Source organism: Streptomyces sp. NPDC045967 (assembly GCF_056430495.1).
This window is the reverse complement of sequence record NZ_JBWKLE010000008.1, coordinates 26,937-52,461: the sequence shown is the minus strand read 5'-3', so window position 1 is coordinate 52,461 and position 25,525 is coordinate 26,937. Positions and strand designations below refer to the sequence as shown.

Annotated in this window: 21 protein-coding genes; 14 read left to right on the top strand and 7 right to left on the bottom strand. The window is 73.5% G+C overall.

Annotated features, from left to right (window positions below; genetic code table 11):
- Positions 1 to 53 precede the first annotated feature (53 nt).
- Positions 54 to 683 (bottom strand): uridine kinase family protein, encoded by a 630-nt coding sequence (locus AC07FY_RS17935; RefSeq protein ID WP_479007224.1) that lies wholly within the window; start codon positions 681 to 683, stop codon positions 54 to 56.
- 118 nt (positions 684 to 801) lie between these two features.
- Here AC07FY_RS17935 and AC07FY_RS17930 point away from each other — a divergent pair, with 118 nt between their 5' ends.
- The 7 genes from AC07FY_RS17930 (at position 802) to AC07FY_RS17900 (ending at position 11,046) form a co-directional block, all read left to right on the top strand.
- A complete protein-coding gene (locus AC07FY_RS17930; RefSeq protein WP_479007221.1) occupies positions 802 to 2,295 on the top strand; it encodes a peptidase C39 family protein in 1,494 nt (497 codons plus the stop codon).
- An 86-nt stretch (positions 2,296 to 2,381) separates the two neighbouring features.
- On the top strand, positions 2,382 to 2,834 hold the full coding sequence (locus tag AC07FY_RS17925; protein WP_479007218.1) for an SPW repeat protein: 453 nt from the start codon (positions 2,382 to 2,384) through the stop codon (positions 2,832 to 2,834).
- Positions 2,835 to 3,032: 198 nt separating this feature from the next.
- Entirely contained in the window at positions 3,033 to 3,188 is a 156-nt protein-coding gene (locus AC07FY_RS17920; protein WP_479007216.1) for an SCO1431 family membrane protein, read from the top strand.
- Positions 3,189 to 4,303: 1,115 nt separating this feature from the next.
- Complete coding sequence (locus AC07FY_RS17915; protein ID WP_479007213.1) at positions 4,304 to 5,080, top strand: class I SAM-dependent methyltransferase; 777 nt, start codon at positions 4,304 to 4,306, stop codon at positions 5,078 to 5,080.
- Between the two features lie 406 nt (positions 5,081 to 5,486).
- Positions 5,487 to 6,665 carry an acyl-CoA dehydrogenase family protein gene (locus AC07FY_RS17910; RefSeq protein WP_479007210.1) on the top strand — a complete coding sequence of 393 codons (1,179 nt, stop codon included), beginning with the start codon at positions 5,487 to 5,489 and terminating at the stop codon, positions 6,663 to 6,665.
- Between the two features lie 1,995 nt (positions 6,666 to 8,660).
- Positions 8,661 to 9,797 (top strand): Rv3169 family protein, encoded by a 1,137-nt coding sequence (locus tag AC07FY_RS17905; protein ID WP_479007207.1) that lies wholly within the window; start codon positions 8,661 to 8,663, stop codon positions 9,795 to 9,797.
- A 157-nt stretch (positions 9,798 to 9,954) separates the two neighbouring features.
- A complete protein-coding gene (locus AC07FY_RS17900) occupies positions 9,955 to 11,046 on the top strand; it encodes a phosphotransferase family protein (protein ID WP_479007205.1) in 1,092 nt (363 codons plus the stop codon).
- A 179-nt stretch (positions 11,047 to 11,225) separates the two neighbouring features.
- Here the strand turns inward: AC07FY_RS17900 and AC07FY_RS17895 are convergent, their stop codons facing one another.
- Positions 11,226 to 11,684, bottom strand: coding sequence for a hypothetical protein (locus AC07FY_RS17895; RefSeq protein ID WP_479007202.1), 459 nt, complete (start codon positions 11,682 to 11,684; stop codon positions 11,226 to 11,228).
- A gap of 216 nt (positions 11,685 to 11,900) precedes the next feature.
- Here AC07FY_RS17895 and AC07FY_RS17890 point away from each other — a divergent pair, with 216 nt between their 5' ends.
- From AC07FY_RS17890 to fxsA, 4 genes are all read left to right on the top strand, one after another.
- Complete coding sequence (locus tag AC07FY_RS17890; RefSeq protein WP_030011705.1) at positions 11,901 to 12,341, top strand: Lrp/AsnC family transcriptional regulator; 441 nt, start codon at positions 11,901 to 11,903, stop codon at positions 12,339 to 12,341.
- A gap of 332 nt (positions 12,342 to 12,673) precedes the next feature.
- Positions 12,674 to 14,302 carry an amidohydrolase gene (locus AC07FY_RS17885; RefSeq protein ID WP_479007200.1) on the top strand — a complete coding sequence of 543 codons (1,629 nt, stop codon included), beginning with the start codon at positions 12,674 to 12,676 and terminating at the stop codon, positions 14,300 to 14,302.
- 329 nt (positions 14,303 to 14,631) lie between these two features.
- Positions 14,632 to 15,537, top strand: a complete 906-nt coding sequence (locus AC07FY_RS17880) for a polyprenol monophosphomannose synthase (RefSeq protein ID WP_479007197.1) — start codon at positions 14,632 to 14,634, stop codon at positions 15,535 to 15,537.
- 103 nt (positions 15,538 to 15,640) lie between these two features.
- Positions 15,641 to 16,222, top strand: coding sequence for an FxsA family membrane protein (fxsA, locus tag AC07FY_RS17875; protein ID WP_479007194.1), 582 nt, complete (start codon positions 15,641 to 15,643; stop codon positions 16,220 to 16,222).
- A gap of 163 nt (positions 16,223 to 16,385) precedes the next feature.
- Here fxsA and AC07FY_RS17870 read toward each other — a convergent pair whose 3' ends face one another.
- From AC07FY_RS17870 to AC07FY_RS17860, 3 genes are all read right to left on the bottom strand, one after another.
- The gene (locus tag AC07FY_RS17870; RefSeq protein WP_007262928.1) at positions 16,386 to 16,760 is read right to left on the bottom strand and encodes an RNA polymerase-binding protein RbpA; all 375 of its coding nucleotides are present in this window, start codon (positions 16,758 to 16,760) and stop codon (positions 16,386 to 16,388) included.
- A gap of 313 nt (positions 16,761 to 17,073) precedes the next feature.
- Positions 17,074 to 18,456 (bottom strand): MFS transporter, encoded by a 1,383-nt coding sequence (locus AC07FY_RS17865; protein ID WP_479007191.1) that lies wholly within the window; start codon positions 18,454 to 18,456, stop codon positions 17,074 to 17,076.
- A gap of 64 nt (positions 18,457 to 18,520) precedes the next feature.
- Positions 18,521 to 19,291, bottom strand: coding sequence for a glycerophosphodiester phosphodiesterase family protein (locus AC07FY_RS17860; protein ID WP_479007188.1), 771 nt, complete (start codon positions 19,289 to 19,291; stop codon positions 18,521 to 18,523).
- A 230-nt stretch (positions 19,292 to 19,521) separates the two neighbouring features.
- Between AC07FY_RS17860 and AC07FY_RS17855 the strand changes: the two genes are divergently transcribed.
- The gene (locus AC07FY_RS17855) at positions 19,522 to 21,024 is read left to right on the top strand and encodes an SCO1417 family PLP biosynthesis transcription factor (protein ID WP_479007185.1); all 1,503 of its coding nucleotides are present in this window, start codon (positions 19,522 to 19,524) and stop codon (positions 21,022 to 21,024) included.
- A 17-nt stretch (positions 21,025 to 21,041) separates the two neighbouring features.
- Here AC07FY_RS17855 and AC07FY_RS17850 read toward each other — a convergent pair whose 3' ends face one another.
- Together AC07FY_RS17850 and AC07FY_RS17845 are read right to left on the bottom strand one after the other, a co-directional pair.
- A complete protein-coding gene (locus tag AC07FY_RS17850; protein ID WP_479007182.1) occupies positions 21,042 to 22,646 on the bottom strand; it encodes a hypothetical protein in 1,605 nt (534 codons plus the stop codon).
- A 70-nt stretch (positions 22,647 to 22,716) separates the two neighbouring features.
- Positions 22,717 to 22,911 carry a hypothetical protein gene (locus AC07FY_RS17845; RefSeq protein ID WP_136210723.1) on the bottom strand — a complete coding sequence of 65 codons (195 nt, stop codon included), beginning with the start codon at positions 22,909 to 22,911 and terminating at the stop codon, positions 22,717 to 22,719.
- Between the two features lie 311 nt (positions 22,912 to 23,222).
- Here AC07FY_RS17845 and AC07FY_RS17840 point away from each other — a divergent pair, with 311 nt between their 5' ends.
- Together AC07FY_RS17840 and AC07FY_RS17835 are read left to right on the top strand one after the other, a co-directional pair.
- Positions 23,223 to 23,645 carry an ankyrin repeat domain-containing protein gene (locus tag AC07FY_RS17840; RefSeq protein WP_479007179.1) on the top strand — a complete coding sequence of 141 codons (423 nt, stop codon included), beginning with the start codon at positions 23,223 to 23,225 and terminating at the stop codon, positions 23,643 to 23,645.
- A gap of 343 nt (positions 23,646 to 23,988) precedes the next feature.
- The gene (locus tag AC07FY_RS17835) at positions 23,989 to 25,383 is read left to right on the top strand and encodes a HEAT repeat domain-containing protein (protein WP_479007176.1); all 1,395 of its coding nucleotides are present in this window, start codon (positions 23,989 to 23,991) and stop codon (positions 25,381 to 25,383) included.
- Positions 25,384 to 25,525: the final 142 nt, after the last annotated feature.

Genomic DNA, 25,525 nt, shown 5'->3' with positions numbered 1-25,525 from the left:
GTGGAACCCCGGCGGAGCGGCGCTCCGGGACGGCTCGGGCCCGGGGGAGTCCGTTACGGTCGGTGACGAAAAGCCGGTGTTCGGGCCGTCGCACCCGTCCCGGAATACCACTCGTATCCCGTACCGCTCTGGCGCACCAGGACGTCCGCGAAGGGGCGCGAAGGATCATCCGAGAAGTGCGCGAGCTCCGCGCGCTCCCATCCGTCCCAGAAATCGGAGAGTTCACGCCCGTCCCGGTTCCGCCCCCGCCCCCACGACTGCGAGCGCGGCGTCTCCATCCACAGCAACCGCGCCAGATGCGGGCGCAGCGCCCGCCGTCCGGCCCCCACCCCCTCCACGAGGACCACCGGCGCGGGCTCCAGCACCCGCTGCGGGCCGAAGCGGCGCTCCGTCCAGTCATAGGGGGCCCAGTGCGCGGGCCGGCCGGCACCCAGCGGCTCCAGCACCTGCGCGCGCAGCCGCTCGAACCAGCCGAACAACTCCTCGTGCGTGGCCACGTCGTCCAGGTGCAGCACCGGGGCCCCGCCCAGAGCGTCAGCGAGCCGCCCGGCGAACGTGCTCTTCCCCGAACCGGCGTGCCCGTCCACCCCGACGAGCCGCACCGGGCCGAGGGACGGGGACAGCGCGCGCAACTCCCGCGCGAGGGGTTCGAGTGACTCCCGCGCGTGGGATGCGAGTGACAAGTGCGGCTCCACCCGACCAGCCTAGACAGGGCCGACACGGCACGCGGCTTCGGCCCGCTGCCGCCGGGAACTGGAAGGGTGAGCACCCACGCACCGACCCACCTGGGGGAACCCCGCGATGACCGCACCCACACCGCGCAGGGCCGTACTCGTCGCTGCGCTCGCGGTCGCCGCCACCGCCACGGCCGCCACCGCCGGCGGCGGCAGCGCCTCCGCCGCCTCCATCCCGGCCACCCCCCAGGGCCCGCGCCGCACCGTGGACAACCGGTTCTGGTTCTCCTACGCCCACTGGGCGGCCGGCACGCACCGCGGCACCGCCGCCACCGCCGGGCCACGGCCGGGCCTCCAGTTCGCGACCCCGGCCGGCCGGAGCGAGTACGCCGACCCGCACACCGGCAGGAGGAGCACCTGGGAGTACGCCACCTGGACCTCGCCCGTGCACCGCTCGGCCGTCCCCGCCACCGAGGCCGTCGCCTCCTGGAACGCCCGCACCCCCGCCGGGACCTGGATCCAGATCGAACTGCGCGGCACCTACGACGACGGCACCACCACACCCTGGTACGTCATGGGCCGCTGGGCCTCCGGGGAGGACGACATCCGCCGCGCCTCCGTGGACGGCCAGACCGACGGCCGCTCCAGTGTCCGCACCGACACCCTGGCCGTCGACGCCCCGGGCGGCGGCCCGCGCTTCACCGCCTGGCAGCTGCGCCTGACCCTGTACCGCAGGCCGGGAGCCCTTCTCGGGCCGGGGGCCGGCGGTGTGCCTGGGATCGGCGGTGCGCCCGGAGCCGACCGCGTGCCCGGGGCGGACGGTGCGGTCGGGATCGACCGCGTGCCCGGGACCGACCGCGGGCCCACCGTCTGGCTGGCCGGTGCCATGACGTCCGACATCCCCGACCGCTTCACCGTCCCCGCCTCGGCCCCCTCCGGCCCGGCCCGCGAACTGCGGGTCCCGCGCTACAGCCAGGAGGTCCACACGGGGCGCTACCCGCAGTACGACAACGGGGGAGAGGCGTGGTGCAGCCCCACCTCCTCCCAGATGGTCATCGAGTACTGGGGCCACCGCACCGACCCCGCCGCGACCGCCTGGGTCGATCCCCGCTACTCCGACCCGCAGGTCTGCCACGCGGCCCGCTCCACCTACGACGCCGCGTACAAGGGCTGCGGCAACTGGCCGTTCAACGCCGCCTACGCCGCGACCCACCCCGGGCTCGCAGGCGTCGTCACCCGCCTCACGTCCCTCACCGACCTGGAGACCCTGGTCCGGGCCGGGATCCCGGTGATCACCACGCAGTCCTTCCGCGCCGAGGAACTCACCGGCGCCGGCTACGGCACGGCCGGCCACCTGATGGCCGTCACCGGGTTCACGGCGGCCGGGGACGTCGTCGCCAACGACCCGCACTCGCCCGACAACCCCTCGGTACGCCGGGTCTACGTGCGCCGTGAATTCGAGACCGTCTGGCTGCGGACCCGGCGCCACAACGCGGCCGGGAAGGTGGTCTCGGGCGCCGGCGGGGTCTGCTACCTCTACGTCCCCGTCCTGCCGGACCCCGCGAGGATCGCTGCGCTGCGGGCGGTCGGAGTCCTGGGAAACCAGCCCGTCCACCTTTGACCCGGCAGTCGGGATAAGCGGGACATCATGGGGTAAGTGGCAGATAAAGGCTTCCCAAGAGGCTTCTCTAGGAGAGGCGGCCAGCCATGACCACCCCATCACGCATCGAGCACCACCCCGACCTCGCCGAGATGCGCACGCGCTTCGAGCGGGTGACCAGCACCCCGAAGGCGCAAGCGGTGGAGGCCCTGTCCCTCATCACCGGCCTGTACCTCGCGGCATCACCGTGGATCGCCGGGTTCAGCACCCTCACCCCGCTGGCCATCAACAACCTGATCGCCGGCCTGGCGTTCTGCCTGTGCATGGGTGGTCTGGGTTCTGCCTACGAGCGCACCCACGCCATGGCGTGGACCGCGGTCGCCCTCGGTGCATGGACGATCATCGCCCCGTGGGTCATCGCAGGCGAGATGGACACCACCCGCACGGTGGTCAGCAACGTCATCACCGGAGCCGTCGCCCTGTGCCTCGGCCTCGCGATGGCCGCGATGGCCGGCCGCAGGGACAACCGCGGGGGCAACCGCATGGGCACGCGCATGTGACCCGGGCCTCCGCGCCCGCGCTTCCGCAGGAGTCTCGAGGCCGGGTCCCGGCCGCACCGGCGCAACCGGGCGGACGGGGCCCGGCCGTGTGTGTGGTGGGGCGTGGCGTACGGGACCTCCGGCACGGTGGCGTGACGCACGCCACCGGTGAGCATCGTCTCACCCGCGAATGCCGCGAACGCTGGCACATTGGACACCATGACAGCCCACAACGCCGCCGCCGCAGCCCCTGTCCGCTCCCTCGTCCGCACCGGCGGACCCAAGGACGAGGACTCCTCCTGGCTGGAGCACGTCCTCGGCTGGACCCTCGTCGTGGTGGTCGCCATGTTCGTCACCCAGGTCGGCTGGTTCTGACGCTCCACCCCCTCGCCGCCGCCGTCCCCGCGCGCCCGTCACGTACGCCGTGACGGGCGTTTCCGCGTCCGCGGACGGCGCGGGTGTTTGACCGCCGCGGATCCCCCTCGGACCATTCCACCAACGGTCGGCGAGGGAGCGAAGGCGAGCATTCGGGGTCGAGAACGACGCAGCGGTCGAGCACGGTGTCCGGGTTGCTCCCAGCACCCCCGGGCACGGGCGCCCGGGAGAGGACACCACGTGCACACCCCCACCTCCACCGCTGCCCGGCCCGCCGGACCACCCGCCGCCCATGGCCTCCCGACCCCCCACCACGGCTGCCCGGTCCGCCGGGCGACCTGCCGCACATGGGGTCCTGGCCTTCCATCACGGCTGCCCGGCCCGCCGGGCGACCCGCCGCACGAGGACGCCCGGCCTTCCACCACCGCCTCCCGGCCCGCCGGACCACCCGCCCCGCCGCCCAGGGACTCCGGGCCCGCCACCACCGCTGCCCCATCCCCGGGCGACCCACCGGACACGGACTCGCGCCCCGACACCACGGACGCTCACGACGCGGACCAGCCTGCCGACCGCGCCCGGTACGGGCGACCGGCCGGCGCCCCCAGCCCCGCGACCCGGGGGACGTCGCCCCTGCCGTGTGACACGAGCCCGCCTGCCGGGCCGGGCGCGGGCCGCGCGATCCCCATACGACGACGCCGCTTCTTCCCTGCTGCGCGGCTCCGCACGCTCGGCCTGCGCCGGGTGCCGCGCGACCCGGCGGGCCGTGCCGCACGCGCTGTGCGACCCGCACGTGTTCGTCCCGGGGGCGGGCGGTGCGTGGTCCGTGCGCCCACCCGCGCCGGGTGCCGGGCGACCGGCGTGCCGGGCCGCACGCGCTGCGACCCCCGCGCGCCCGGCCTGCGACGCGTGGCGCGCGGTCTGTGCGCTCGCCCCCGCCGGGTGCCGGGCCCTGCCCGCACCCTTCGCCTCCCCCCCACCGCGTGCGGGCAGCGCTGCGCCGGTACGGCGCGTACCCACCCGACCCGACCCCGCCCGGGAGGGCCGCCGCTCCGACGCACCCAGCCCACCCTCCACCGCCATCCGAACTCCCTCCACGCCACCCACAGGGGACCCTCATGGCCACGAAGAAGAACCTCCACGCCGACCGCACCAGCGTCACCCACAAGGTGCGCTACGCCCTGCGCAACCCCACCCGTATCGCCCCCTACGTCCGCCGCGCCGCCCGGGACGCCTGGCTGCGCCACAAGCATCCCGACCACGTGTCCTACTACCGGGCCGTCATGGCCTCCGACACCAGCCGCAACCCCGAGGCCGCCGTCGGCAGCCAGACCCACGACCGCTGGCTGGCCCTCGGCAAGATGCAGTTCGACTACCTGCTGGAGCACGGGCTCGCGCCCACCCACCGCATGCTCGACATCGGCTGCGGCAACCTGCGGGCCGGCTGGCGCTTCATCGAGCACCTCGACCCCGGCCACTACTACGGCATCGACATCTCGCCCGACATCCTCATCTCCGCCAAGGAGACCCTCACCAGGCAGCGCCTGCAGGGCAAGCTGCCGCACCTGACCATCACCCGCAACCTGACGCTGGACTTCCTGCCCGAGCGCCACTTCGACGTGGTGCACGCGCACAGCGTCTTCTCGCACTCACCGATCGCCGTCATCGACGAGTGCCTGGCGCACGTGGAGCGCGTACTGGCCCCGGGCGGCTGGTTCGACTTCACCTTCGACCGGACCGAGGGTCCCGAACACCACGTGCTCCGCGAGGACTTCTACTACCGCACCGAGACCCTGGTGGACCTCGCCGCCCGCCACGGTCTCAAGGCGCGCCTCATGGACGACTGGGAACGACTCGGACACGGCCAGTCCAAGATCCGCGTCACGACCGGCTGACCGGACGGCCGGCTGACCGGCCTCGCGGGCTGGCCGTCCGCGGCCGAGGGCCGCACCCTGGAGTGGACCGGCGCCCTCGACGCGGCAGGCGCGTCCGACCAGCCGGTCCGGGCCCGGCTCGCGGCGCTCCCAGTACGCCGGCTGCGCCGGACCTGGCACGTGATCGAGGAGTTCGTCCCGGAGTGCCCCGCTCCGCGCACCCCCGGGAAAGCGGCCGTCCAGCGAGACGATCTTGCACCGGTGACGGGAAGCCCCTGATCGGGCATACTCGACCCGCCGCAGCCGCTGAACAGGCCCTTCCGTGATCCGGAAGGGCAGCATCGGCTGTGAGAGCACCAAGATCCGGCGACGCGTCCCACACCTCACGCGTCGCCGCCGTGCCCCGACCAGGGAGGAGAGCGCTGCCATGACAGACCGCGCCCCGCAGACGGTGGACCGTCAGCTGCCCACCGAGGAGTCCCGGGACCTCCTCGCCCTCGTACGCGACATCGCCCAGCGGGAGATCCGCCCCCGGGCCGCCGAGGAGGAGGACGCCGGGAGCTTCCCTCGCGAGATCTTCACCCTGCTCTCCGAGGCGGGACTGCTGGGCCTCCCCTACGCCGGAGAGTTCGGTGGCGGCGAGCAGCCGTACGAGGTCTACCTCCAGGTCCTGGAGGAGCTGGCCGCGGCCCGCCTGACCGTCGGCCTCGGCGTCAGCGTGCACTCCCTGGCCTGCCACGGCCTGGCCGGCTACGGCACGAAGGAGCAGCAGGCCGCCCACCTGCCCGACATGCTCGGCGGTGGCCTGCTCGGCGCGTACTGCCTCTCCGAGCCGGCCGCGGGCTCCGACGCCGCCTCGCTGACCACCAAGGCGGTGCGCGCCGACGGGGGCGCCGAGTGGGTCATCACCGGTACCAAGGCGTGGATCACCCACGGCGGAGTCGCCGACTTCTACACTGTCCTGGCCCGCACCGGGGTCGAGGGCCCCAAGGGCATCACCGCCTTCCTGGTCCCCGGGGACGCGGCGGGACTGACCGCGGCCGTGCCCGAGAAGAAGATGGGCATGAAGGGCTCGCCCACCGCCCAGCTGCACTTCGACGGGGTACGGGTGCCCGACGCGCGCCGCATCGGCGAGGAGGGCCAGGGCTTCTCCATCGCCCTGGCCGCACTGGACGCCGGCCGGCTGGGCATCGCCGCGTGCGCCATCGGTGTCGCGCAGGCGGCGCTGGACGAGGCCGTGGCGTACGCGCGGGACCGCAAGCAGTTCGGACACCCGATCGCGGACTTCCAGGGGCTGCGCTTCATGCTGGCCGACATGGCCACGAAGATCGAGGCCGGCCGCGCGCTCTACCTGGCGGCGGCGAGGCTGCGGGACGCGGGCAAGCCGTTCTCCCGGCAGGCGGCGATGGCCAAGCTGTTCTGCACCGACGCGGCGATGGCGGTCACCACGGACGCGGTCCAGGTCCTCGGCGGCTACGGCTACACGGCGGACTTCCCGGTCGAGCGGCTGATGCGGGAGGCGAAGGTGCTCCAGATCGTCGAGGGCACGAACCAGATCCAGCGCATGGTGATCGCCCGCCACCTGGCGGGGCCGGAGACGCGCTAGGGGATGGTGGCCCGGTGGGGCTGGCTGCCCGGTGGGCGGACAGGCCCGTCGGGTCAGCTTTCGAAGAGCGGACCGTTCGGCCAGATGGGAGAGGCGGCGATCCGGGACCACTCCGGGTCGCGCCGTCCCGGCACGGTCCGGCCGTCCTCGCTCCAGCGGGCGATCATGGCACTGTAGATGGGCGGGTCGGGGAACCGCTGCCGGGGCCCCGAGCCGCGCTGAACCGATTCTTCGTAACCGGGCGGCACCTGCCGCCGTCGGCGTCCCGTCCGTGGCATGGAAGTCTCAACCGTGGTCATGCCGGGGGAACGCGACACTCCGCCCACGGGTAATCGCCACCCCCGCCCGGGGATCCGTTCGAGGGGGCACCCGGGGGAGAGGCGTTGGGCCTCGGCTTCGGCGGCAGCCTGATCCCCTCAATGCTCATCAGAGAGGGTTTGGGGGGTTCCCGCCCGTCCCACTGTCTCTCCGGGCCGGGCCGCCCCGTCAAGGGCGCTCCTTCGTCGCGTCGCTGCGCGATGGCCTTCGGCCACCCTTGACAGGCCGTCCCACCCCGGAAAGACGAGGACCGGCGGGAACCCCCCAGAAGAACGGTCCACCGGGTCATGAGCAAGGCCACCCCCATCAGAGATCTACTCCTGGCCTCCGGTACCAGCCCCACCCACACCAGGCAGCGCCCGCATCCTCATCCAGCGCCACGACCAAGACACGCGCAAGATCGCTACACAGTCCCGCACGGCTCAGCGTCCGACGCCCGCCTGTGGCTGGACACAAGCCGCCCACGATCGCTACACCGCACCTCATGTCCCAGCGTCCGCTGGCCGCCTGTGGCTGGGGGCAGGCACATCGCGGCACCTGCCCCCGTCGGCGGCTGGACAGCGCCCGGCAGAAGCGTCTCGGCGAGCGACGGCCGGAAGCGCGGGCCAGTGGGCGGCCACTTGGCGGCGCTGCGGCCGATAAATCGATTCGGCGACAGTCAGTGAGCCGCTTCCGCAGCGCCCCTTCGTGACCGGGTGGGTGATGGTTGACCGCAGGCAGGGCGCGGATGGCGGTCTGCCGGAGTCTCGCGCCGAATCTTTCGGCGTCCCACTCCGTCAAGTGATCCACCCGCCTTCCAGAGCCTCCAACTTGCCTGCAACTAAGCCTAGTCAGTCGCTGATGCGTCGTGGGGGCGTGCGTGGTAGCGCAATCGTGGGCGGGCCTGCTCCCAGCCGTAGACGGCCGTCGGACGCTACGACGTCAAGGGCCGTTTAGCGATCGTGGGCGGGCCTGCTCCCAGCCGTAGACGGCCGTCGGACGCTACGACGTCAGGGACCGTGTAGCGATCGTGGGCGGCTTATGTCCAGCCACAGGCGGGCGTCGGACGCTGAGCCGTGCGGGACTGTGTAGCGATCTGGTGCGTGCCCCCTTGGGGGCGCTGGGTGGGGATCTGGGCGCTGCCTGGTGTGGGTTAGGTCGCCCCGGAGGCCAGGAGTGAGGTCCCTGATGGGGCTGGCCTTGCTCATGACCCCGGTGGACCGTTCTTTTGGGGGGTTCCCGCCGGTCCTTGTCTTTCCGGGGTGGGACGGTCTGTCAAGGGTGGCCGAAGGCCATCGCGCAGCGACGCGACGAAGGAGCGCCCTTGACGGGGCGGCCCGGCCCGGAGAGACAGTGGGACGGGCGGGAAACCCCCAAACCCTCTCTGATGAGCATCGAGGGGATCAGGCTGCCGCCGAAGCCCCCGAGCCCCTCCCTTCCCTCCCCGCCTCCCCCTCCGGCATACGCCGCGCCGCGCCGCACTGCGCCCAACCGTGCCGCCCTGGCAGCTTGTGCCATAGCCCTGGCCGACGCCCCGGTTTCTGACGTACCGTCATATCCACTCGAGCCATGGTCGCAACCGCCACCCACCCCCCACCCCCCACCACCCCCGACCACCCTCCAGCCGCCGGCCTCCGCCCACCACCCCCCCCGGCCTGCCGTCAGCCCCACTTCACCCCCCTCCCCGGAGGTCCCGTCATGCCCGCAGATCGGCCCATCGCCCTCGACGAGTACCCCATCCACCAGGCACCCCTCTCGATGAAGCACCTCGTCAGCGGTGACCGCAACGCGTACGACCGGTGCATCTTCCACGTTTTCGACCACGCCGGCCGCGCCGTCCTGATCCTCGGCCTCGGGGTCTACCCCAACGCCGGCGTCATCGACGCCTACGCCACCCTCCGCCTCGGTGACGAACTCCTCGCCGTCCGTGCCTCGGACGCCCTCACCGACGACCGGATGAACCTCTCGGTGGGCCCGTTGTCCGTCACCGTCGACATACCGCTGCGGCAGTTGACCCTGCGCTGCGCCGCCGATCAGGACGACCCGGACGGGCTCGCGTACGACGTCACCTGGACCGCCGAGTTCCCCGCCGTCTGGGAGCCCCACCACGTCCAGCGGCGCGGCGACCGGCTGATGTTGGAAGGCCGCCGGTTCGTCCAGGCCGGGCACGTCACCGGCACCATCCGGGCCAAGGGCGAGGAGTTCACCCTGACGCCGGGGGAGTGGACCGGAACCCGGGACCGGAGTTGGGGCGTCCGCCCCATTCCCGGGGAGGACGGCGGCCGGGCCGCCGAGGAGTACCGCCCGGAGGGATTCCACTGGTTGTGGATCCCCGTCCGCTTCGAGGACCGGTTCCTCATGGTCATCGCCCAGGAGGACGCCGACGGACACCGCACCTTGAGCGAAGCCGTCCAGGTCTTCCCGGAGGGCAGCGGCCGCCATGACGTACAACTCGGCTGGCCGCACACCGAGATCACCTACCGGTCCGGTACCCGCCACCCCGAGTGCGCGCTGGTCCACCTGACCGACCCCGCCGGCCGCAAACCGATCGAGCTCGGCGTCGAGATACTCAACTCCTCCCCCCTCGCCGTCGGCGCCGGCTACCCGCCCGCCGCCGACTGGCAGCACGGCACCTGGCAGGGCCGGGGCTGGACCGACCGTCGCGTCTACGACCTCTCCGACCCCACCGCCCACCCCATGGCTGCGTTCGGCGTCACCGACCACTCGGCCCGCTTCACCCTCGACGGGCAGGTCGGCCACGGCATCTTCGAGCACGGCAGCTTCGGCCGCCACGACCCGAGCGGCTTCGCCGACTACTCCTCGGTCGCCCCGTAATCCGCCTCACCCCGACCGTCCCGCCCATCCCGCCTCTCCGCCCCAGCCGAACCCCGTCCCCCAGTCGACCCTCTCCGCCCCAGCCGACCCCCGTCCCCCCAGTCGACCCTCCGCCCCAGGTCCCCCCGCCCCAGCCGACCGAGAAAGAGGCTCACCCATGGCCGCCGCCCCACGTCCGCGCACCTCCACCCGGGAACCCGAGGAGCTCGGGCGACGGCTCGCCCTCTGGCTGGACGGTGAACTCCCCGGCGCGAAGGTCACCAACGTCTCCGTGCCCGGCTCCAACGGCATGTCCAGCGAGACGCTCCTCTTCGACATAGAGCACCCCGACACCCCGCTGCGCGCCTGCGCGCTCAGGCTCGCCGCCGACCCCGCCGCCTACAGCGTCTTCCCCACCTACGACATGCCGCGCCAGCACCGCGTGATGAGCCTGGTCGCCCGGTACACGGACGTGCCCGTCCCGCGCGTGCAATGGCTGGAGCGCAACCCGGAGCCGCTCGGGGCGCCGTTCTTCGTGATGGCACGCGCCGAAGGCCGCGTTCCGCCCGACGTCATGCCCTACACCTACGAGGGCAACTGGCTGCACGCCGCCACGGACGCCGAGCGCGCCGGCCTCCAGGAGGCGAGCATCTCCCTGCTGGCCCGTCTGCACGACCAGTTCCCGGACAGGGAGGCCGAGTTCCTGCTCCCCGAGGGGGAGGGCACTCCGCTCCGCCGGCACGTGGACGCCCAACGCGCCTACTACTCCTGGGTGGTTGACGGCCTCGCCCCGTCCCCGCTGATCGAGCGGGCGTTCGCCCGGCTGGAGGAGCTGTGGCCGCAGGACGAAGGCCCGGCGGTCCTCAACTGGGGTGACGCCCGCATCGGCAACGTCGTCTACGACGGCTTCACGCCCGGGGCGGTCCTGGACTGGGAGATGGCGGCGTACGCCCCGCGCGAGGTGGATCTCGGCTGGACCGTCTACCTCCACCGGTTCTTCCAGGACCTCACCGTCGGCTTCGGCCAGCCCGGACTCCCGGACTTCCTGCGTCGCGAGGACCTGGAACGCCGCTACGCCGAACTCACCGGGCACACGCCGCGCGACATGGAGTTCCACACGCTCTACGCGGCGCTGCGGCACGGGATCGTCATGCTGCGCATCGCCTACCGGCAGGCTTACTTCGGCGAAGTCGAGGTCCCCGCGGATCCGGACGGCCTGATTCTGCACCACGCCAGCCTGGCCGCCATGGTGCAGGGAACGTACTGGTAAGCCCGGACGACCGGTTCAACCGCATCCCGAGCCGATCCGGATCACGCCCCGAGCCCGACCCCGAGCCGCCCCGAGCCCGACCCCGAGCCGATCCGGACCCGACCTCAAGCCGATCCGGACCCGACCCCAACCGGCCCGGGCGCCCCGACCCCGCCCCAACTCCCAGTCGGCCGACCCGGTCACGCCGCCTGGGCGTGCTCCTGCCGGGTCTGCGGGAGCAGGGGGCCCGGGACGCGGACCGGGCGCGAGCCCGGACCGCCCACGTGGGAGAAGGGCTGCGTCCGCCAGTCGAGCCCCTGCGGCAGGCTGAGCATCACCACCGGCTCCAGCTCCTGCACACCCGTCGGCTGGATCATGCCGACGGTGGGCAGGGCGTCGCCCACCGGCCGCCCGGTGCCCGCGCACACCGTGAGCCCGAAGGGGTTCCACGGGGTCAGGCACAGGGCGTGCTGCGGCAGGTGCTCCTCGTCGGCGACGAGGGCGATCGACTGGCCGCAGTCGGGGCAGACCGCGTGGTGGATCTCGAAGCCGTCGTTGTCGTCGAGGTATTCGCCGTCTTCGGCGTACGCGTCGTCGCCGGAAACGAGCGGTTCCAGGGGCTCCGGTTCGGTACGACCGGCGCGCTTGGTGTTCGGCATGGATGTATCCCCCTTGGCTGGGCCGGGCGGGCTGATTCTTCGGCCACGGCCACAGCAAGCACTTCCCGCCGCGCGGCACGAGTAACCACCGCAGCCCGTCGTACGCCCGCATACGGTTGTGGCCTTGGTCACATGCCCGGCGCCAATGCCTCCAGTGGGCGGACAGCACTGTGCCTGAACACGCCTTGGGCCTTAGGTTGTGCGGCTATGAGCGCAATGGAGGAGCTGGACCGCCAGATCGTGGATCTGCTCGTGCGGGACGGGCGGATGAGCTACACGGACCTGGGCAAGGCCACGGGACTGTCCACGTCGGCGGTCCATCAGCGAGTACGTCGGCTGGAGCAGCGCGGAGTGATCCGCGGCTACGCGGCCGTGGTCGACCCGGAGGCCGTGGGGCTGCCGCTGACGGCCTTCATCTCGGTCAAGCCGTTCGACCCGAGCGCGCCGGACGACATCGCCGACCGGCTGGCCGGGGTTCCCGAGATCGAGGCGTGCCACAGCGTCGCGGGCGACGAGAACTACATCCTCAAGGTGCGCGTCGCGACCCCGCTCGAGCTCGAGGACCTCCTGGGCCGGTTGCGCGCCCTCGCCCACGTGTCGACCCGCACGACCGTGGTCCTGTCCACGCCGTACGAGGCCCGCCCGCCCCGCGTCTAGTGCTGTGGCCGGCAAGGTTCACCGCGTCGCGGCGCCCGGCACGGCACCTCGCCGCGTTGTCGGACCGCGCACGTACGTCCAGTACGAGCCGCGCCCCTCCGCCTTGCGATGCACCGCACCGGACACCGCGACCCGGCAAACCCTTCCGGCCACAGCACTAGCGGGACGGCCCGCCCCACGCCGGCGCCCCCCGCCCGCCCCGCGTACGGCGAGACGGCCCCCGGGCGCCCGCACCCCCGCCCGCCGCCGGCACCCCCGCCCCACGCCCGCGCCTCCTCCTCCCCGGGACCCCTCGGTCGAGTCCGCCCCGGTGACGCGCGAGACTGGTCGGCATGACTGAGCGCACCGCCCACTCCGCCGACGCCGCCGGAGCACCGACCAGGACCGTCCTCCTCCGCGGGGGCGAGGTACACAGCCCGGCCGACCCCTTCGCCACGGCGATGGTGGTCGAGCGGGGGCGCATCGCCTGGGTCGGCTCCGAGGGCGCGGCCGACGCCTTCGCGCAGGGTGTGGACGAGGTCGTCGACCTCGGCGGGGCGCTCGTGACGCCCGCTTTCACCGACGCCCACGTGCACACCACGTCCGCCGGTCTCGCGCTCACCGGCCTGGACCTGTCGGCAGCGCCTTCCCTCTCGGCCGCCCTGGACCTGGTCCGCGCGTACGCCGTGAGCCGTCCCGCCGACCGGGTGCTCCTCGGACACGGCTGGGACGCGGCGCGCTGGCCCGAGCGACGCGCACCGCGCCGTGCCGAGCTCGACGAGGCCGCCGGGGGCCGCCCGCTCTACCTCAGCCGTATCGACGTGCACTCGGCGGTGGTCACGACCGCGCTGCTGGAGCTCGTCCCGGGCGTGAGCCCGGACGGGGACGAGCCGCTGACGCGCGAGGCCCACCACGCGGTGCGCGCCGCCGCTCTGGCGGCCGTCACCCCTGCCCAGCGTGCCGAGGCGCAGCGGACCGCCCTGGACCGGGCCGCCTCGCTCGGCATCGGTTCCGTGCACGAGTGCGGGGGGCCCGGCATCTCCTCCGCGGAGGACTTCACCGCCCTGCTGGCCCTGGCGGCGGAGCGGCCCGGGCCGCGCGTCTTCGGGTACTGGGCGGACACGGACCTCGACCGGGCCAGGGAGCTCGGCGCGGTCGGCGCGGCCGGGGACCTGTTCGTCGACGGCGCCCTCGGCTCGCACACCGCCTGCCTGCACGCCCCGTACGCCGACGCACCCCACACCGGCACCGGCTACCTGGACGCGCGCGCGGTCGCGGAGCACGTCGTGGCGTGCACCGAGGCGGGGCTCCAGGCCGGGTTCCACGCCATCGGCGACGCGGCGGTCGGCGCCGTCGTGGAGGGCGTGCGGGCCGCCGCGGAGAAGGTCGGCCTGGCGCGGGTCCGCGCGGCCCGGCACCGCGTCGAGCACGCGGAGATGATGACTCCCGCCACCATCGCGGCCTTCGCCGAGCTGGGCCTGACCGCGTCCGTGCAGCCCGCCTTCGACGCCGCCTGGGGCGGAGCGGACGGCATGTACGCCGACCGTCTCGGCGCGGAGCGCGCCCGCACCCTGAACCCGTACGCGGCCCTGCTCAAGGCCGGTGTCCCGCTGGCCTTCGGCTCGGACGCGCCGGTCACCCCGCTCGATCCGTGGGGCACGGTCCGGGCGGCCGCCTTCCACCGGACCCCCGAGCACCGCATCTCCGTCCGGGCCGCCTTCACCGCCCACACCCGGGGCGGCTGGCGGGCGCTGGGCCGTGACGACGCGGGGGTCCTGGTGCCCGGCGCACCGGCCGACTACGCCGTCTGGCAGACCGGCGAACTGGTCGTGCAGGCCCCCGACGACCGGGTCGCCCGCTGGTCCACCGACCCCCGTTCCGGCACCCCCGGACTGCCCGATCTGACGCCCGGCGCCGAGCTGCCGGTGTGCCTGGCGACCGTGGTCGGCGGGCGGGAGGTTTTCGTACGCCCACAGGGGTGATCCGGCGGGCCTCGGTTCGGTGCGGGCGCCCGGACCCGGATAGGTTCGGCCGGGTCCACCACAGGACGTCCGTGCCGGACGGATCCGTCTGCTCAGCGCGCCCGCGCCTCGGGGGCGAGGGAGGGTTTCGCCGGTGGGGGCACCCCTAGCGGCAGTTGGGGGAGGGTGGCCCCAGTTCGGGGCCCGGCGGTCCAGTAGACAACGGTCACGGCGGCCCGCAGCCAGCGGGAGTCCGACCGGCCCGAAGGACCGCGGGCCCCGATCACTGTTCTAAAGTCATTGACTGCGACCACACCTACGGGACGTGCACGAGCACAAAAGGGGACTCAGTGAGCGACGGCGGACAGCGGACCTACGGACCGCTCGGTACGGCCTTGGTGATCATTCCGACCTACAACGAGGCGGAGAACATCGGGCTGATCGTCGGCCGCGTCCGCGCGGCGGTGCCCGAGGCCCACATCCTGGTCGCGGACGACAACAGTCCGGACGGCACCGGCAAGCTCGCCGACGAGCTGGCGGCCGGTGACGACCACGTGCACGTCCTGCACCGCAAGGGCAAGGAGGGGCTCGGCGCCGCCTACCTGGCCGGCTTCGTCTGGGCCCTGGAGGCGGGCTACGGCGTGGTCGTCGAGATGGACGCCGACGGTTCGCACCAGCCCGAGGAGCTGCCGCGCCTGCTCACCGCGCTGTCCGGCGCCGACCTGGTGCTGGGCTCCCGCTGGGTGCCCGGGGGCCGCGTCGTGAACTGGCCCAAGAGCCGCGAGATCCTCTCGCGCGGCGGGTCGACGTACTCCCGCCTGATGCTGGACGTCCCGATCCGGGACGTCACCGGCGGTTACCGGGCTTTCCGCCGCGAGACCCTGGAGGGCCTGGGGCTGGACGAGGTGGCCTCCGCGGGCTACTGCTTCCAGGTCGACCTGGCCCGGCGGGCCGTGCAGAAGGGTTTCCGCGTGGTGGAGGTCCCGATCACCTTCGTCGAGCGGGAGTTCGGCGACAGCAAGATGAGCAAGGACATCGTGGTGGAGGCCCTGTGGCGGGTCACGCAGTGGGGCCTGAAGACGCAGGCGGCCAAGCTGCTCCCCGGCAAGCCCGCCCGGTCGCAGGCCGAGGGAGCCGGCGGGACCTCGGACAAGGCAGTCGCAGACCGTCCGGCCGAGGGCCCCGGCAGCGGTGCCGGTGCGAAGGCCGCCGAGGGCCCGGCCGAGGGCCCCGGCAGGGAAGGCGACAGGGCCTGACCGGGGAAGCCCCGCCCGGCCGCCGGCGGCCGGGCGCCCCCTAAGGGATGTCCGGTACCTCCGGCTGAGGCTGCTTTTACGCGCGCCCAGGCACACTGGGGGTATGACGACCGGCGTTCCCAGCCCGACGGCCCAGAGGCCGCAGCGCTCACGTGTCCGTACGTTCCTTCCCCTGGCGGTCGCCGTCTGGCTGGTCCTGGAGATCTGGTTGCTCGGCCTGGTCGCGAGCGCGGCCGGCGGGCTCACCGTCGCCGCGCTGCTCGCGGGCGGGCTGGTCCTGGGCGTGGTGGTCATCAAGCGCGCCGGCCGCCGTGCCTTCAGGAACCTGGCGGAGACCTTCCAGCAGGCGCAGCAAGGTGTGGCGCCTGCCCCGACCCGACCCGGCCAGGGCAACGGCCTGACCATGCTGGCCGGTCTGCTCCTGATCATGCCGGGCCTGCTGTCCGACGCGGCGGGCCTGCTGTGCCTGCTGCCCCCCGTCCGGGCGTGGATCAGCCGCCGGGCCGGTCGTTCGCTGGAGCGGAGGATGGCCTCGGTGTCCCCGGGCACGCTGGGCGACGCCTTCCAGCGGACCCGGATCCGCCATCCCGACGGCAAGGTCGTCCAGGGCGAGGTCGTCCGCGAGGAGACGCCCGGGCAGCAGCCCGGGCCGGATGCGGGCCACCGCCCGCCGCTCACGCCGTAGGGCCGGCGCGCCCCGTAGGAGCAGAGCCCCGGTCAGCGCAGGGTGGGCCGCTGCGCCGGGCGCACCAGCGGAGGCGGCGCCGAGCGCACGGGCACGCGACAGCCGAGGGGCCCCGCCACACACTGTGTGGCGGGGCCCCTCGGCTGTCGCTCTCGTCCGGCTGTCAGGCGGACTTGCGGCTGTCCCGCGGATGCACGGCAATGTTCATGGCGCCGGAACGGAGGACCGCCAGCCTTTCGGCCAGCACTTCCTCCAGCTCCTCGCGAGTGCGCCGCTCCATGAGCATGTCCCAGTGCGTTCGCGCGGGCTTGCCCTTCTTCTCTTCGGGTCCGTCCCCGTCCACCAGGAGTGCCATGGCGCCGCACGCCTTGCACTCCCACTCCGGCGGAATTTCTGCCTCAACCGAGAACGGCATCTCAAATCGATGTCCGTTCTGGCATGCGTACTCCACCGCCTGGCGCGGGGCCAGATCGATGCCGCGGTCCGTCTCGTAGCTGGTAACCACGAGGCGCGTACCGCGGAGAGCTCGCTCACTCATGAATCGTGCCTCCCGGGCTTTGTCGCCCACAGGACAGGTGTCGCTGTCGTCGTCATCCGGTCAACGTCCGGTCGGCGGTATAGATTCCCGCTCCGGGTCACGCGTCGCCCGTCGTGCCGCCCCTTGTTGTACCCACCAGTGCCCGTTTTGTCACATCTGGCAGCAGATGTCACCCAACGTCTACACTTCGTACGCGCGCAGTAACGGTCCGCCTGGCAGGCCAAAGGCGTACACTACCGCCCCACGGCTTCAACGTCTAAATCAGTTCGGAATTCGTTCGTGGATCCGGGCCGTGCGCACGGGTGGACCCCTCTCAGATCCGTTCCGGTACAGGATTGCCTGCCGCCTCCACCGCGCGCCGCACCGGCACTCGGGCCAGCAGCACGAAACCCAGTGCGAAGAAGACCACCAGCGAGATGATCGCGTCCCGGTAGCTGCCCGTGACCTGGTAGGTGAGGCCGAACACCAGCGGGCCCACCCAGCTCAGGCCGCGGTCGCTCATCTCGTACGCCGAGAAGTACTCCGCCTCCTTGCCCGCCGGGACCAGGTGCGAGAAGAGCGAGCGCGACAGCGCCTGGCTGCCGCCCAGCACCAGCCCGATCATCGCGGCGAGCGCGAAGAACCACACCGGGGTCCGGGCGGGCAGGAAGTATCCGGCCGCGAGCGTCAGGGCCCACGCGGCCAGCGAACCGAGGATCGTCCGCTTGGCACCGTAGACCCGGGCCAGCCGGCCCATCCCCAGTGCGCCCGCGATCGCCAGCACCTGCACCAGCAGCACCGCCCCGATCAGGGTGGACTGCTCCAGCTGCAACTCCTCCGCGCCGTAGATCGAGGCTTGGGAGATCACCGTCTGCACGCCGTCGTTGTAGATGAGGTACGCCAGCAGGAACGACAGGGTCAGCGGATAGCGCCGCATGTCCTTCAGCGTGGCGACCAGCTGCTTCCAGCCGCTGACCGCCGGGCCCGCCCCCGCGTCCCGCACCACGGTCCGGTCCCGCAGCCTGCGCAGCGGGATCAGCGCGAAGGCCCCCCACCACAGCCCCGCCGAGGCCAGGCACACCCGGACCGCCTCGCCCTCGCTGAGGCCGAAGGAGTCGTGGCCGAGGTAGAGGACCAGGTTCACCACCAGCATCAGGCTGCCCGCGGTGTAGCCGAAGGCCCAGCCCCGCGAGGACACCGCGTCCCGTTCGTCGGGAGTGGAGATCTGCGGCAGGTAGGCGTTGTAGAGGACCATCGACACCGACAGCGAGGCGTTCGCCACGACCAGCAGCAGTCCGCCCAGCAGGTAGCGCTCGCCCCCGAGGAAGTACATGCCGGCCGTCGCCGCCGCGCCGGTGTACGCCGCCACCGCCAGCATCGGCTTCTTGCGGCCCGACCGGTCCGCGACCGCGCCGACCAGCGGCATGAGCAGGACGGCCAGGATCACCGAGGCGGACACCGCGTACGCGAAGAAGGATCCGGCCCGCACCGGGATGCCCAGCGGGTGCACGAAGCCCTCGGCGTCCGCGGCGGCCTTGGCCACCGAGGTCAGGTACGGGCCGAGGAACACGGTGAGCACGCTCGCCGAGTACACCGAGACGGCGAAGTCGTAGAAGTACCAGCCCCGCTGCTCGCGCCTCCGCGCGGCCGCCGCCCCCGCGTCCGGTTTGCCGTCCTCGGCCCCCGGTTGCGCCGTGCCCGAAGTCTGCGCACTCATCGGTGCCCCCTCGCTGGTCCCCCTGCCGCACGCCCCGGCAGTCCGCGCGGGGCCGGCGGCCTTGTCAGGCCCAGGCCCCGCGTCCGTCCAGCACCGCGCGCAAGATGTCGATCCGGTCGGTCATGATGCCATCGACTCCCAGGTCGAGGAGGGCCTCCATGCGTTCCGGTTCGTTCACGGTCCACACGTGGACCTGCAGGCCCCGCTCGTGGGCGGTCCGCACGAAGCGCCGGTCGACCACGCGGATGCCTCCCTGGCTCTCCGGGACCTGGGCCGCCACCGCGCCCGCGCGCAGCGCCGCGGGGATCGCGTAGGACCGCAGGCGCAGGCCGACCACCCCGCGCACGCCGTAGGAGGTCGCCAGCCGGGGGCCGGCGATCTTGTGGGCCCGGGCCACCCGGCTCTCGGAGAAGGAGCCCACGCACACCCGGTCCCAGACGCCCGCCCGCGCGATCAGGTTCACCAGCGGGTGCAGCGCGGACTCGGCCTTGACGTCGATGTTCCAGCGGGCGTCCGGGAACTCCTCCAGCAGGTCCTCGAAGAGCGCCAGCGGCTCGGTGCCGCCCACCCGGGCCTCGCGGATCCGCTTCCACGGCAGCTCGGCGATCCGGCCCCGCCCGTCGGTGACGCGGTCCAGGGTGGAGTCGTGGAAGGCGACGAGCTTGCCGTCGAGCGTGGCGTGCACGTCGGTCTCGAAGTACCGGTAGCCCGCTTCGGCGGCCCGCCGGAAGGCGGCGGCGGTGTTCTCGAGGCCGTCGGCGGCCCCGCCCCGGTGGGCGAAGGCGATCGGAGCCGGGTGGTCCAGATAGGGATGGCGAAGGCGTACGTGCGTCACGGCCGCAGTATCCCCCGGGACGGGCGGTGCCGGTGGTCCGCGGGGTGAACGGAGGCCGAGGGGCCCGTCTCGGAACCCGTCGCGGCACCTGTCGAGGGGCCGGTCGCCGACCGGGGCGGCCCCCTGGCGTGAGTGGACCGGGGCGTGACACCCTGTCCCCGCAGAATCAATCCAATCCCGGCCCCGGGTGCGCCCTTCCGAGGCCAATTCGCGAAGGTGGACCGGACGCAATGGCCGAATGGACCTCGGCGGTCGGTGCCGCGCAGCTCGCCCGACTGATCGCCTCCCAGCAGGACCGGCCCGTCGCGCCGGGCGCCCGCAGGCCGCCCGCCTACCGCACCCTCGCCGACGGGGTCCGCCTCCTCGTCCTCGAAGGGCGCGTTCCGGTGGCCGCCCGGCTGCCCGCCGAGCGCGAGCTGGCCACGGCCCTTTCCCTCAGCCGCACCACCGTCGCCGCCGCGTACGAGGCGCTGCGCGGGGAGGGGTTCCTCGAGTCCCGCCGGGGTGCCGGCAGCTGGACCTCCGTACCGGCCGGGAACCCGCTGCCCGCCCGGGGCCTGGAACCGCTGCCGCCGGAGTCCCTCGGCTCCATGATCGACCTCGGCTGCGCCGCCCTGCCGGCCCCCGAGCCCTGGCTCACCAAGGCGGTCCAGGGCGCGCTGGAGGAACTGCCGCCCTACGCCCACACCCATGGCGACTACCCGGCGGGCCTGCCCGCCCTGCGCCGGATGCTCGCCGACCGCTACACCGAGGCGGGCATCCCCACGATGCCCGAGCAGATCATGGTCACCACCGGCGCGATGGGAGCGATCGACGCGATCTGCAGCCTGTTCGCCGGGCGCGGCGAGCGGATCGCCGTCGAGTCCCCTTCCTACGCGAACATCCTCCAGCTGATGCGCGCGGCCGGGGTGCGCCTGGTGCCCGTGGCGATGGCGGGCGGGCTGTCCGGCTGGGACATGGACGTGTGGCGGCAGGTGCTGCGCGACTCGGCCCCGCGTCTGGCCTATGTCGTCGCCGACTTCCACAATCCGACCGGAGCGCTGGCTTCCGAGGATCAGCGCCGGGCCATGGTCGAGGCCGCCCGGTCCGCCGGCACGGTCCTGGTCGTCGACGAGACCATGGTGGAGCTGCGGCTCGACCCGGACGTGGAGATGCCCCGCCCCGTGTGTGCCTTCGACCCCGGGGGCAGCACGGTGGTCACCGTGGGGTCGGCCAGCAAGGCCTTCTGGGCGGGCATGCGGATCGGGTGGGTCCGCGCGGCCCCCGATGTGATCCGCAGCCTGGTCGCCGCCCGTGCGTACGCGGACCTCGGTACGCCGGTGCTGGAGCAGCTGGCGGTGAACTGGCTGATGCGGTCCGGGGGCTGGCAGGAGGCCGTCGGCATCCGCCGGGAGCAGGCCCGGGAGAACCGGGACGCGCTGGTCACGGCGGTGCGCAGGGAGCTGCCGGATTGGGAGTTCGAGGTGCCGCGGGGTGGGCTCACGCTGTGGGCCCGGGCGGGCGGCCTGTCGGGTTCCCGGCTGGCCGAGGTGGGGGAGCGGGTCGGTGTACGGGTCCCCTCAGGGCCCCGGTTCGGTGTCGACGGGGCCTTCGAGGGCTATGTCCGGCTGCCGTTCACCGTGGGCGGCCCGGTGGCCGACGAGGCCGCCGCCCGGCTGGCAGCCGCCGCGGCCCTGGTCGGGACGGGCGCGGGCGGTAGCGGGGCGGAGCCGCCACGCACCTTCGTGGCGTAGCCGGGGACCAAGCCCTACTAGACGGTCTCCGCCGGTACGTCGGACGTCTTGGCGACATCGACCGCCGAGCCCTGGGCCGGCGGCTGCCCGTGGCCCGAACCGCCCCCGCCGGACGCGGGGCGGTCGGGCAGCAGCTCCAGCACGGCCTGCCGGAACACCGGGGGTGCGGCGTCGTCGTACGGGTCCGGGGTGGCGGGGACCTGGAGCCGGTGGACGGGGCCGGAGCCGAGCCGGGCGTACCCGCGGCCGGGCGGGACCTCGGCGGGCGGGGTGGTGTGCGGCGGCAGCCCCAGGACGTCGGCGACCTGCTGGATCGAGGCCGGTCCGAGGACGACGCGGGCGCGGGTGTGCTGCCAGACGGCGTCGTGCAGCAGTTCGAGATGGTCGAACTGCTCGGTCACCGCCACGGTGATGTGCGCGGCCCGGCCGTGCCGCAGCGGCACCTGGAGCTGGGCGAGCGGATCGGGCCCGCCCTCGGCGGCGGCGAGGTGCGCCAGCACGCTGGGCCGGTCGAGCAGGATCCACAGGGGCCGGCGGGTGTCCTCGGGGACGGGCCGGCCGGCCTCCCGGGCCCGGTGGGCGGCGATGAGGCGCCGCTCGGTCTCCTTCGCGGCCCATTCCAGGGTGGCCAGCGCCCCGACCGGTCCGCATTCCACGGCGATGACGCCGGCGCGGCCGACCAGGCAGGCGTACTCGCCGCTGCCGCCGCCCTCGACGACCAGGACGTCCCCGCCCTGCCGCAGGGCCTGCAGGGCGAGGGAGCGCAGCAGGGTGGAGGTCCCGCTGCCGGGCTGGCCCACGGCCAGCAGGTGGGGCTCCGTGGCGCGCGGGCCGGTGCGCCAGATGACGGGCGGCACGTCCCGGGGCACGTCGCCGTCCAGGACGGGCAGGGTGCGCCGGACGCTGCCGGCGTCGGTGAAGCCGAGGACGGTCTCACCGGGGGAGGTCACGAAAGGCTGGGCGGCGATGCCCGTCGGCAGCGCCGCCAGCACACTCAGGTCGAGCCGGTTGCCCTCCTCGTCCCATTCGAAGAGATACTCCCGTCCGCGCCCGGACTTGGCGTGCAGCAGTGCCTCGATCCGGGCCCGTGAGGCGGCCTCGCCATCGGTGAAGTAGGCCGGGTAGCGGATGTGGAGCCGGGTGACGCGGCCCGCCCCGTCGAACTCGTAGCCGCTGAAGGCCTTGTCCCACTCCCCGCCGTGGGCGAAGAGCGGACTGGGGTCTTCGGGGGTGGAGAAGTACGGCACGAGTGCTTCGTAGAGGGAGCCGAGGCGTTCGGACTCCGCCTCGCTGGGCCCGGTCTTCACCGGGGTGCGGTCGCGTCCCTTCCAGGCCGCCGCCGCCATGAGGGTGATCAGGGCGAGGAGCGGTCCGTAGGGGACGAGCGCGACCACGAGGACGCAGGCGGCTCCCAGGAACAGCGCGGGACCACGCTTGTCCTTGGGGGCGGCCGACCACGCGCGCCGCCCGGCGGATGCCAGGAGGCGCAGGCCGCGTCCGATGGTGAGGAGCGGATGGAGGACGTCCGTGGCGCTGTCGGCGGCCGTGCGAGCGAGGTCGCGGCCCCGTGCCAGCGATGCGGTTCCGCTGCCGAGGATGCGGGGAAGTGGGCGCCGGGCCACGGGCGTCTCCTGGAGCTGTGGGTGTTCGGATGCTTCGGGTGCGACTGGACGTCGCCGTGTCGGGGGCGGGCTAGAGCTTGATCCCGCCGAGCAGGCTCGCGAGGCTCGCCGTACTCGCGGTGATGCTCGGAGCGATGGCGGAGCCGGCGAGGAAGAAGCCGAACAGGGAGCAGACGAACGCGTGGGTGAGCTTCATCCCGTCCTTCTTGAAGAAGAGGAAGGCGATGATGCCGAGCAGGACGACGCCTGAGATGGACAGGACCATGAGAGGTTCTCCTGGTAGTGGGGACAGTCACCATCAGTTGTTCCAGGCTCACAGGAAGTATCAATGCTACAAAAGGTGCATATGGGTGAATCGGCGGGTTTTTCACTTGACCGGGCCACTCCGGCTGGCGCGTCCGGCCCGAAGGGGGTCAAGGGTGATCATTGCCTCGGCCGCAGCCCCATGAGCGCAGGTCCGGGCGCTACCCTGACGATTCACCCGTACGGACGCAGTGCCGTGCACCCCCTGCCCGCCGGGCCGGGGTGTCCGCCGGGCCGGACCATGCCAGCAGCGAGTGAGAGGCGGTACGAACGATGAGCGAGCCCACCGACGGCGGCGCCGGTTCCCAGGACGTCCCCGACGAGGACGTCATCGAACTGGCCACCAAGATCTTCGACCTCGCCCGCCAGGGCGAGACGGCGACGCTCGCCGCGTACCTCGACGCCGGAGTGCCGGCGAACCTCACCAACGACCGCGGCGACACCCTCGTCATGCTGGCCGCCTACCACGGCCACTCCGACACCGTCACGGCCCTGCTCACCCGTGGCGCGGAGGCCGACCGCGCCAACGACCGCGGCCAGACCCCGCTCGCCGGAGCGGTCTTCAAGGGCGAGGAGGCCGTCATCCGCGCCCTGCTCGCCGGAGGGGCCGATCCGGCCGCCGGAACGCCCTCGGCCGTGGACACGGCGCGCATGTTCGCCAAGGCCGACCTGCTGGAACTCTTCGGAGCCAAGTAATCCGCTTTTCTGCCCGTCAGGGACCGGGTCGGGCCCGTGGCCGACCTCACAGGTTGGTCACGGCCGCCGTAAATGTGGTCGCGGCGCACAAACCGGCTGGGTCATCATGGCGACGGATTCGATTCGCGAACACGACGGACGGGCAGGAGCGGGCCGGACACGACGGGTGTCCCCACCCGGCGCCTGCCGCACCGGCCGCCCTGGCCGCGAAGCACCGACGAGAGTGAGAAGGCAATGGTCTACATCGAGCGGAACCTGACGGCGAACGTCCTCACATGCTGTTACGCGGCCCTGTGAATCCCGATTCCCGGTTGCGTACCCAGCTTGATTTGAGGCCACTTCCATGTTCGAACCAGTCATAGCGCCGAGCGGCACGCTGCTCGGGCTGCTCCAGCGGGGCCGCGGCGACGGCACGCTGCACGCCCTCGCGGCGCCCAGGGCGCAGGCCCTGGAGGCCCTCGACCAGTGCGTGGTCCGCGACCCGCGCCAGGACTGGCAGGTCGAGAACCGCTCCCTCTACTACGCCCGGCTCTACCTGGACCTCGACGGGCCCCTCGGCGCCATCGAGGCCCACCTCTTCGGCGCCGAGGACCTCCTCGACGACACCGACCAGCGGACGGGCCTCGCCCTGTCCGTCCTGGGCCATCTGGCCTCGTACGGACGCGACGACGCGCTCATGCTGCTGCGCCGCTACGCCGCCTGCGGGGCGAACTGGGCGTGGGCCCTCGACGAGCTCGCCCTGCGCGACGACGACGAGGGACTGCGGTCCCTGGCCGATCCGGTCATGGCACGCTTCCCCGCAGCGGAGGGTGAGGCGCGGCTGGCCGCCGCCGTCCGCGACGCCTACGAGCCCAGGCCCTGGGCCCTGTGGGAGGAGTCGGCGCGCTACGGGGAACGCCTGCGCGCCGCCCGCCAGGCGGGCTCCTTCGACCGCTGGCAGCGCCAGCTGACCCCCGCCGGACCCCGCCCCGGGTGGGGAGTGCAGGCCGTGTTCGACTGGGCCGCCGACGGACTGCGCCGCGGCACCCCGCTGCACGTGCCCGCCGCACGATGCCTGGCCGCCGTGGCCCAGCCCGAGGACCGCCCCGCCGTGTTCGCGGCGGCGGCCGGCGCCTGCGGTGAGGCGGCCCGCGCCACCGCCCTGCACCACCTGGTCCTCGCCGAGCCGGAGAACCCCGCCGTGCTGGACCTGATCGAAGCCGCCGGCGACGAGCCCGCGGTGGCCGCCTACGAGCGCATGTGCGGCCCCGGCGCCGTGGACCGCGCCCGGCGCTGGATCCACCGGCCCGACGCCCTGGGCGCGGCCGCCGCCGCCGTCCTGGCCGCGCGGGGCGGAGCCGGGGACGCCGGCCTGGTCCTGGGGGCCCTGCGCTCCACCGTCCGCGGCGCGGGCCCCGACACCCGGGCCCTGTACGCCCTGGTGGACGGAGCGGGCCGGCTCGCGATCGGCTGCGCGGCCCCCGTGCTGCGGCACATCTACCGCGAGACGGCCTCCTCCCACCTGCGGGGCCGGGCCGCACGGGCCCTGGCCAGCACCGACCCGTCCTTCGCGGCCGGCTTCGCCGTCGAATGCCTGTGGGACTGCGAGGAGACCACCCGCGAGGTGGCCGCCCGCCACGCCGAGACGGCCGACGCCCGCGTCGCCCCCCGCCTGCGGCGCCTCGCGGCGGATCCCGCGGAGGAGGAGGACGTCCAGTCCGCCGTACGGAGCCGCATCGCCCCGGAGTCGGCCGTGTAACCCCGCCGACCCCGCCTCCACGCACGCACCCGGCCCGGCCCCTCACACCCGAGGGGGCCGGGCCGCGCCGCGCGCCGGGGAGCCGGGTGGCGGCGCGCCGCGCAGGGCCCGGTCAGCGGTCAGCCCCGCACCCCGTACGCGG

Excerpts from the sequence above, each read along its gene's own strand:
- AC07FY_RS17930 (WP_479007221.1), top strand. The coding sequence starts at position 802 with ATGACCGCACCCACACCGCGCAGGGCCGTACTCGTCGCTGCGCTCGCG.
- AC07FY_RS17925 (WP_479007218.1), top strand. The coding sequence starts at position 2,382 with ATGACCACCCCATCACGCATCGAGCACCACCCCGACCTCGCCGAGATG.
- AC07FY_RS17920 (WP_479007216.1), top strand. The coding sequence starts at position 3,033 with ATGACAGCCCACAACGCCGCCGCCGCAGCCCCTGTCCGCTCCCTCGTC.
- AC07FY_RS17915 (WP_479007213.1), top strand. The coding sequence starts at position 4,304 with ATGGCCACGAAGAAGAACCTCCACGCCGACCGCACCAGCGTCACCCAC.
- AC07FY_RS17910 (WP_479007210.1), top strand. The coding sequence starts at position 5,487 with ATGACAGACCGCGCCCCGCAGACGGTGGACCGTCAGCTGCCCACCGAG.
- AC07FY_RS17905 (WP_479007207.1), top strand. The coding sequence starts at position 8,661 with ATGCCCGCAGATCGGCCCATCGCCCTCGACGAGTACCCCATCCACCAG.
- AC07FY_RS17900 (WP_479007205.1), top strand. The coding sequence starts at position 9,955 with ATGGCCGCCGCCCCACGTCCGCGCACCTCCACCCGGGAACCCGAGGAG.
- AC07FY_RS17895 (WP_479007202.1), bottom strand. The coding sequence starts at position 11,684 with ATGCCGAACACCAAGCGCGCCGGTCGTACCGAACCGGAGCCCCTGGAA.
- AC07FY_RS17890 (WP_030011705.1), top strand. The coding sequence starts at position 11,901 with ATGGAGGAGCTGGACCGCCAGATCGTGGATCTGCTCGTGCGGGACGGG.
- AC07FY_RS17885 (WP_479007200.1), top strand. The coding sequence starts at position 12,674 with ATGACTGAGCGCACCGCCCACTCCGCCGACGCCGCCGGAGCACCGACC.
- fxsA (WP_479007194.1), top strand. The coding sequence starts at position 15,641 with ATGACGACCGGCGTTCCCAGCCCGACGGCCCAGAGGCCGCAGCGCTCA.
- AC07FY_RS17870 (WP_007262928.1), bottom strand. The coding sequence starts at position 16,760 with ATGAGTGAGCGAGCTCTCCGCGGTACGCGCCTCGTGGTTACCAGCTAC.
- AC07FY_RS17865 (WP_479007191.1), bottom strand. The coding sequence starts at position 18,456 with ATGAGTGCGCAGACTTCGGGCACGGCGCAACCGGGGGCCGAGGACGGC.
- AC07FY_RS17855 (WP_479007185.1), top strand. The coding sequence starts at position 19,522 with ATGGCCGAATGGACCTCGGCGGTCGGTGCCGCGCAGCTCGCCCGACTG.
- AC07FY_RS17845 (WP_136210723.1), bottom strand. The coding sequence starts at position 22,911 with ATGGTCCTGTCCATCTCAGGCGTCGTCCTGCTCGGCATCATCGCCTTC.
- AC07FY_RS17840 (WP_479007179.1), top strand. The coding sequence starts at position 23,223 with ATGAGCGAGCCCACCGACGGCGGCGCCGGTTCCCAGGACGTCCCCGAC.
- AC07FY_RS17835 (WP_479007176.1), top strand. The coding sequence starts at position 23,989 with ATGTTCGAACCAGTCATAGCGCCGAGCGGCACGCTGCTCGGGCTGCTC.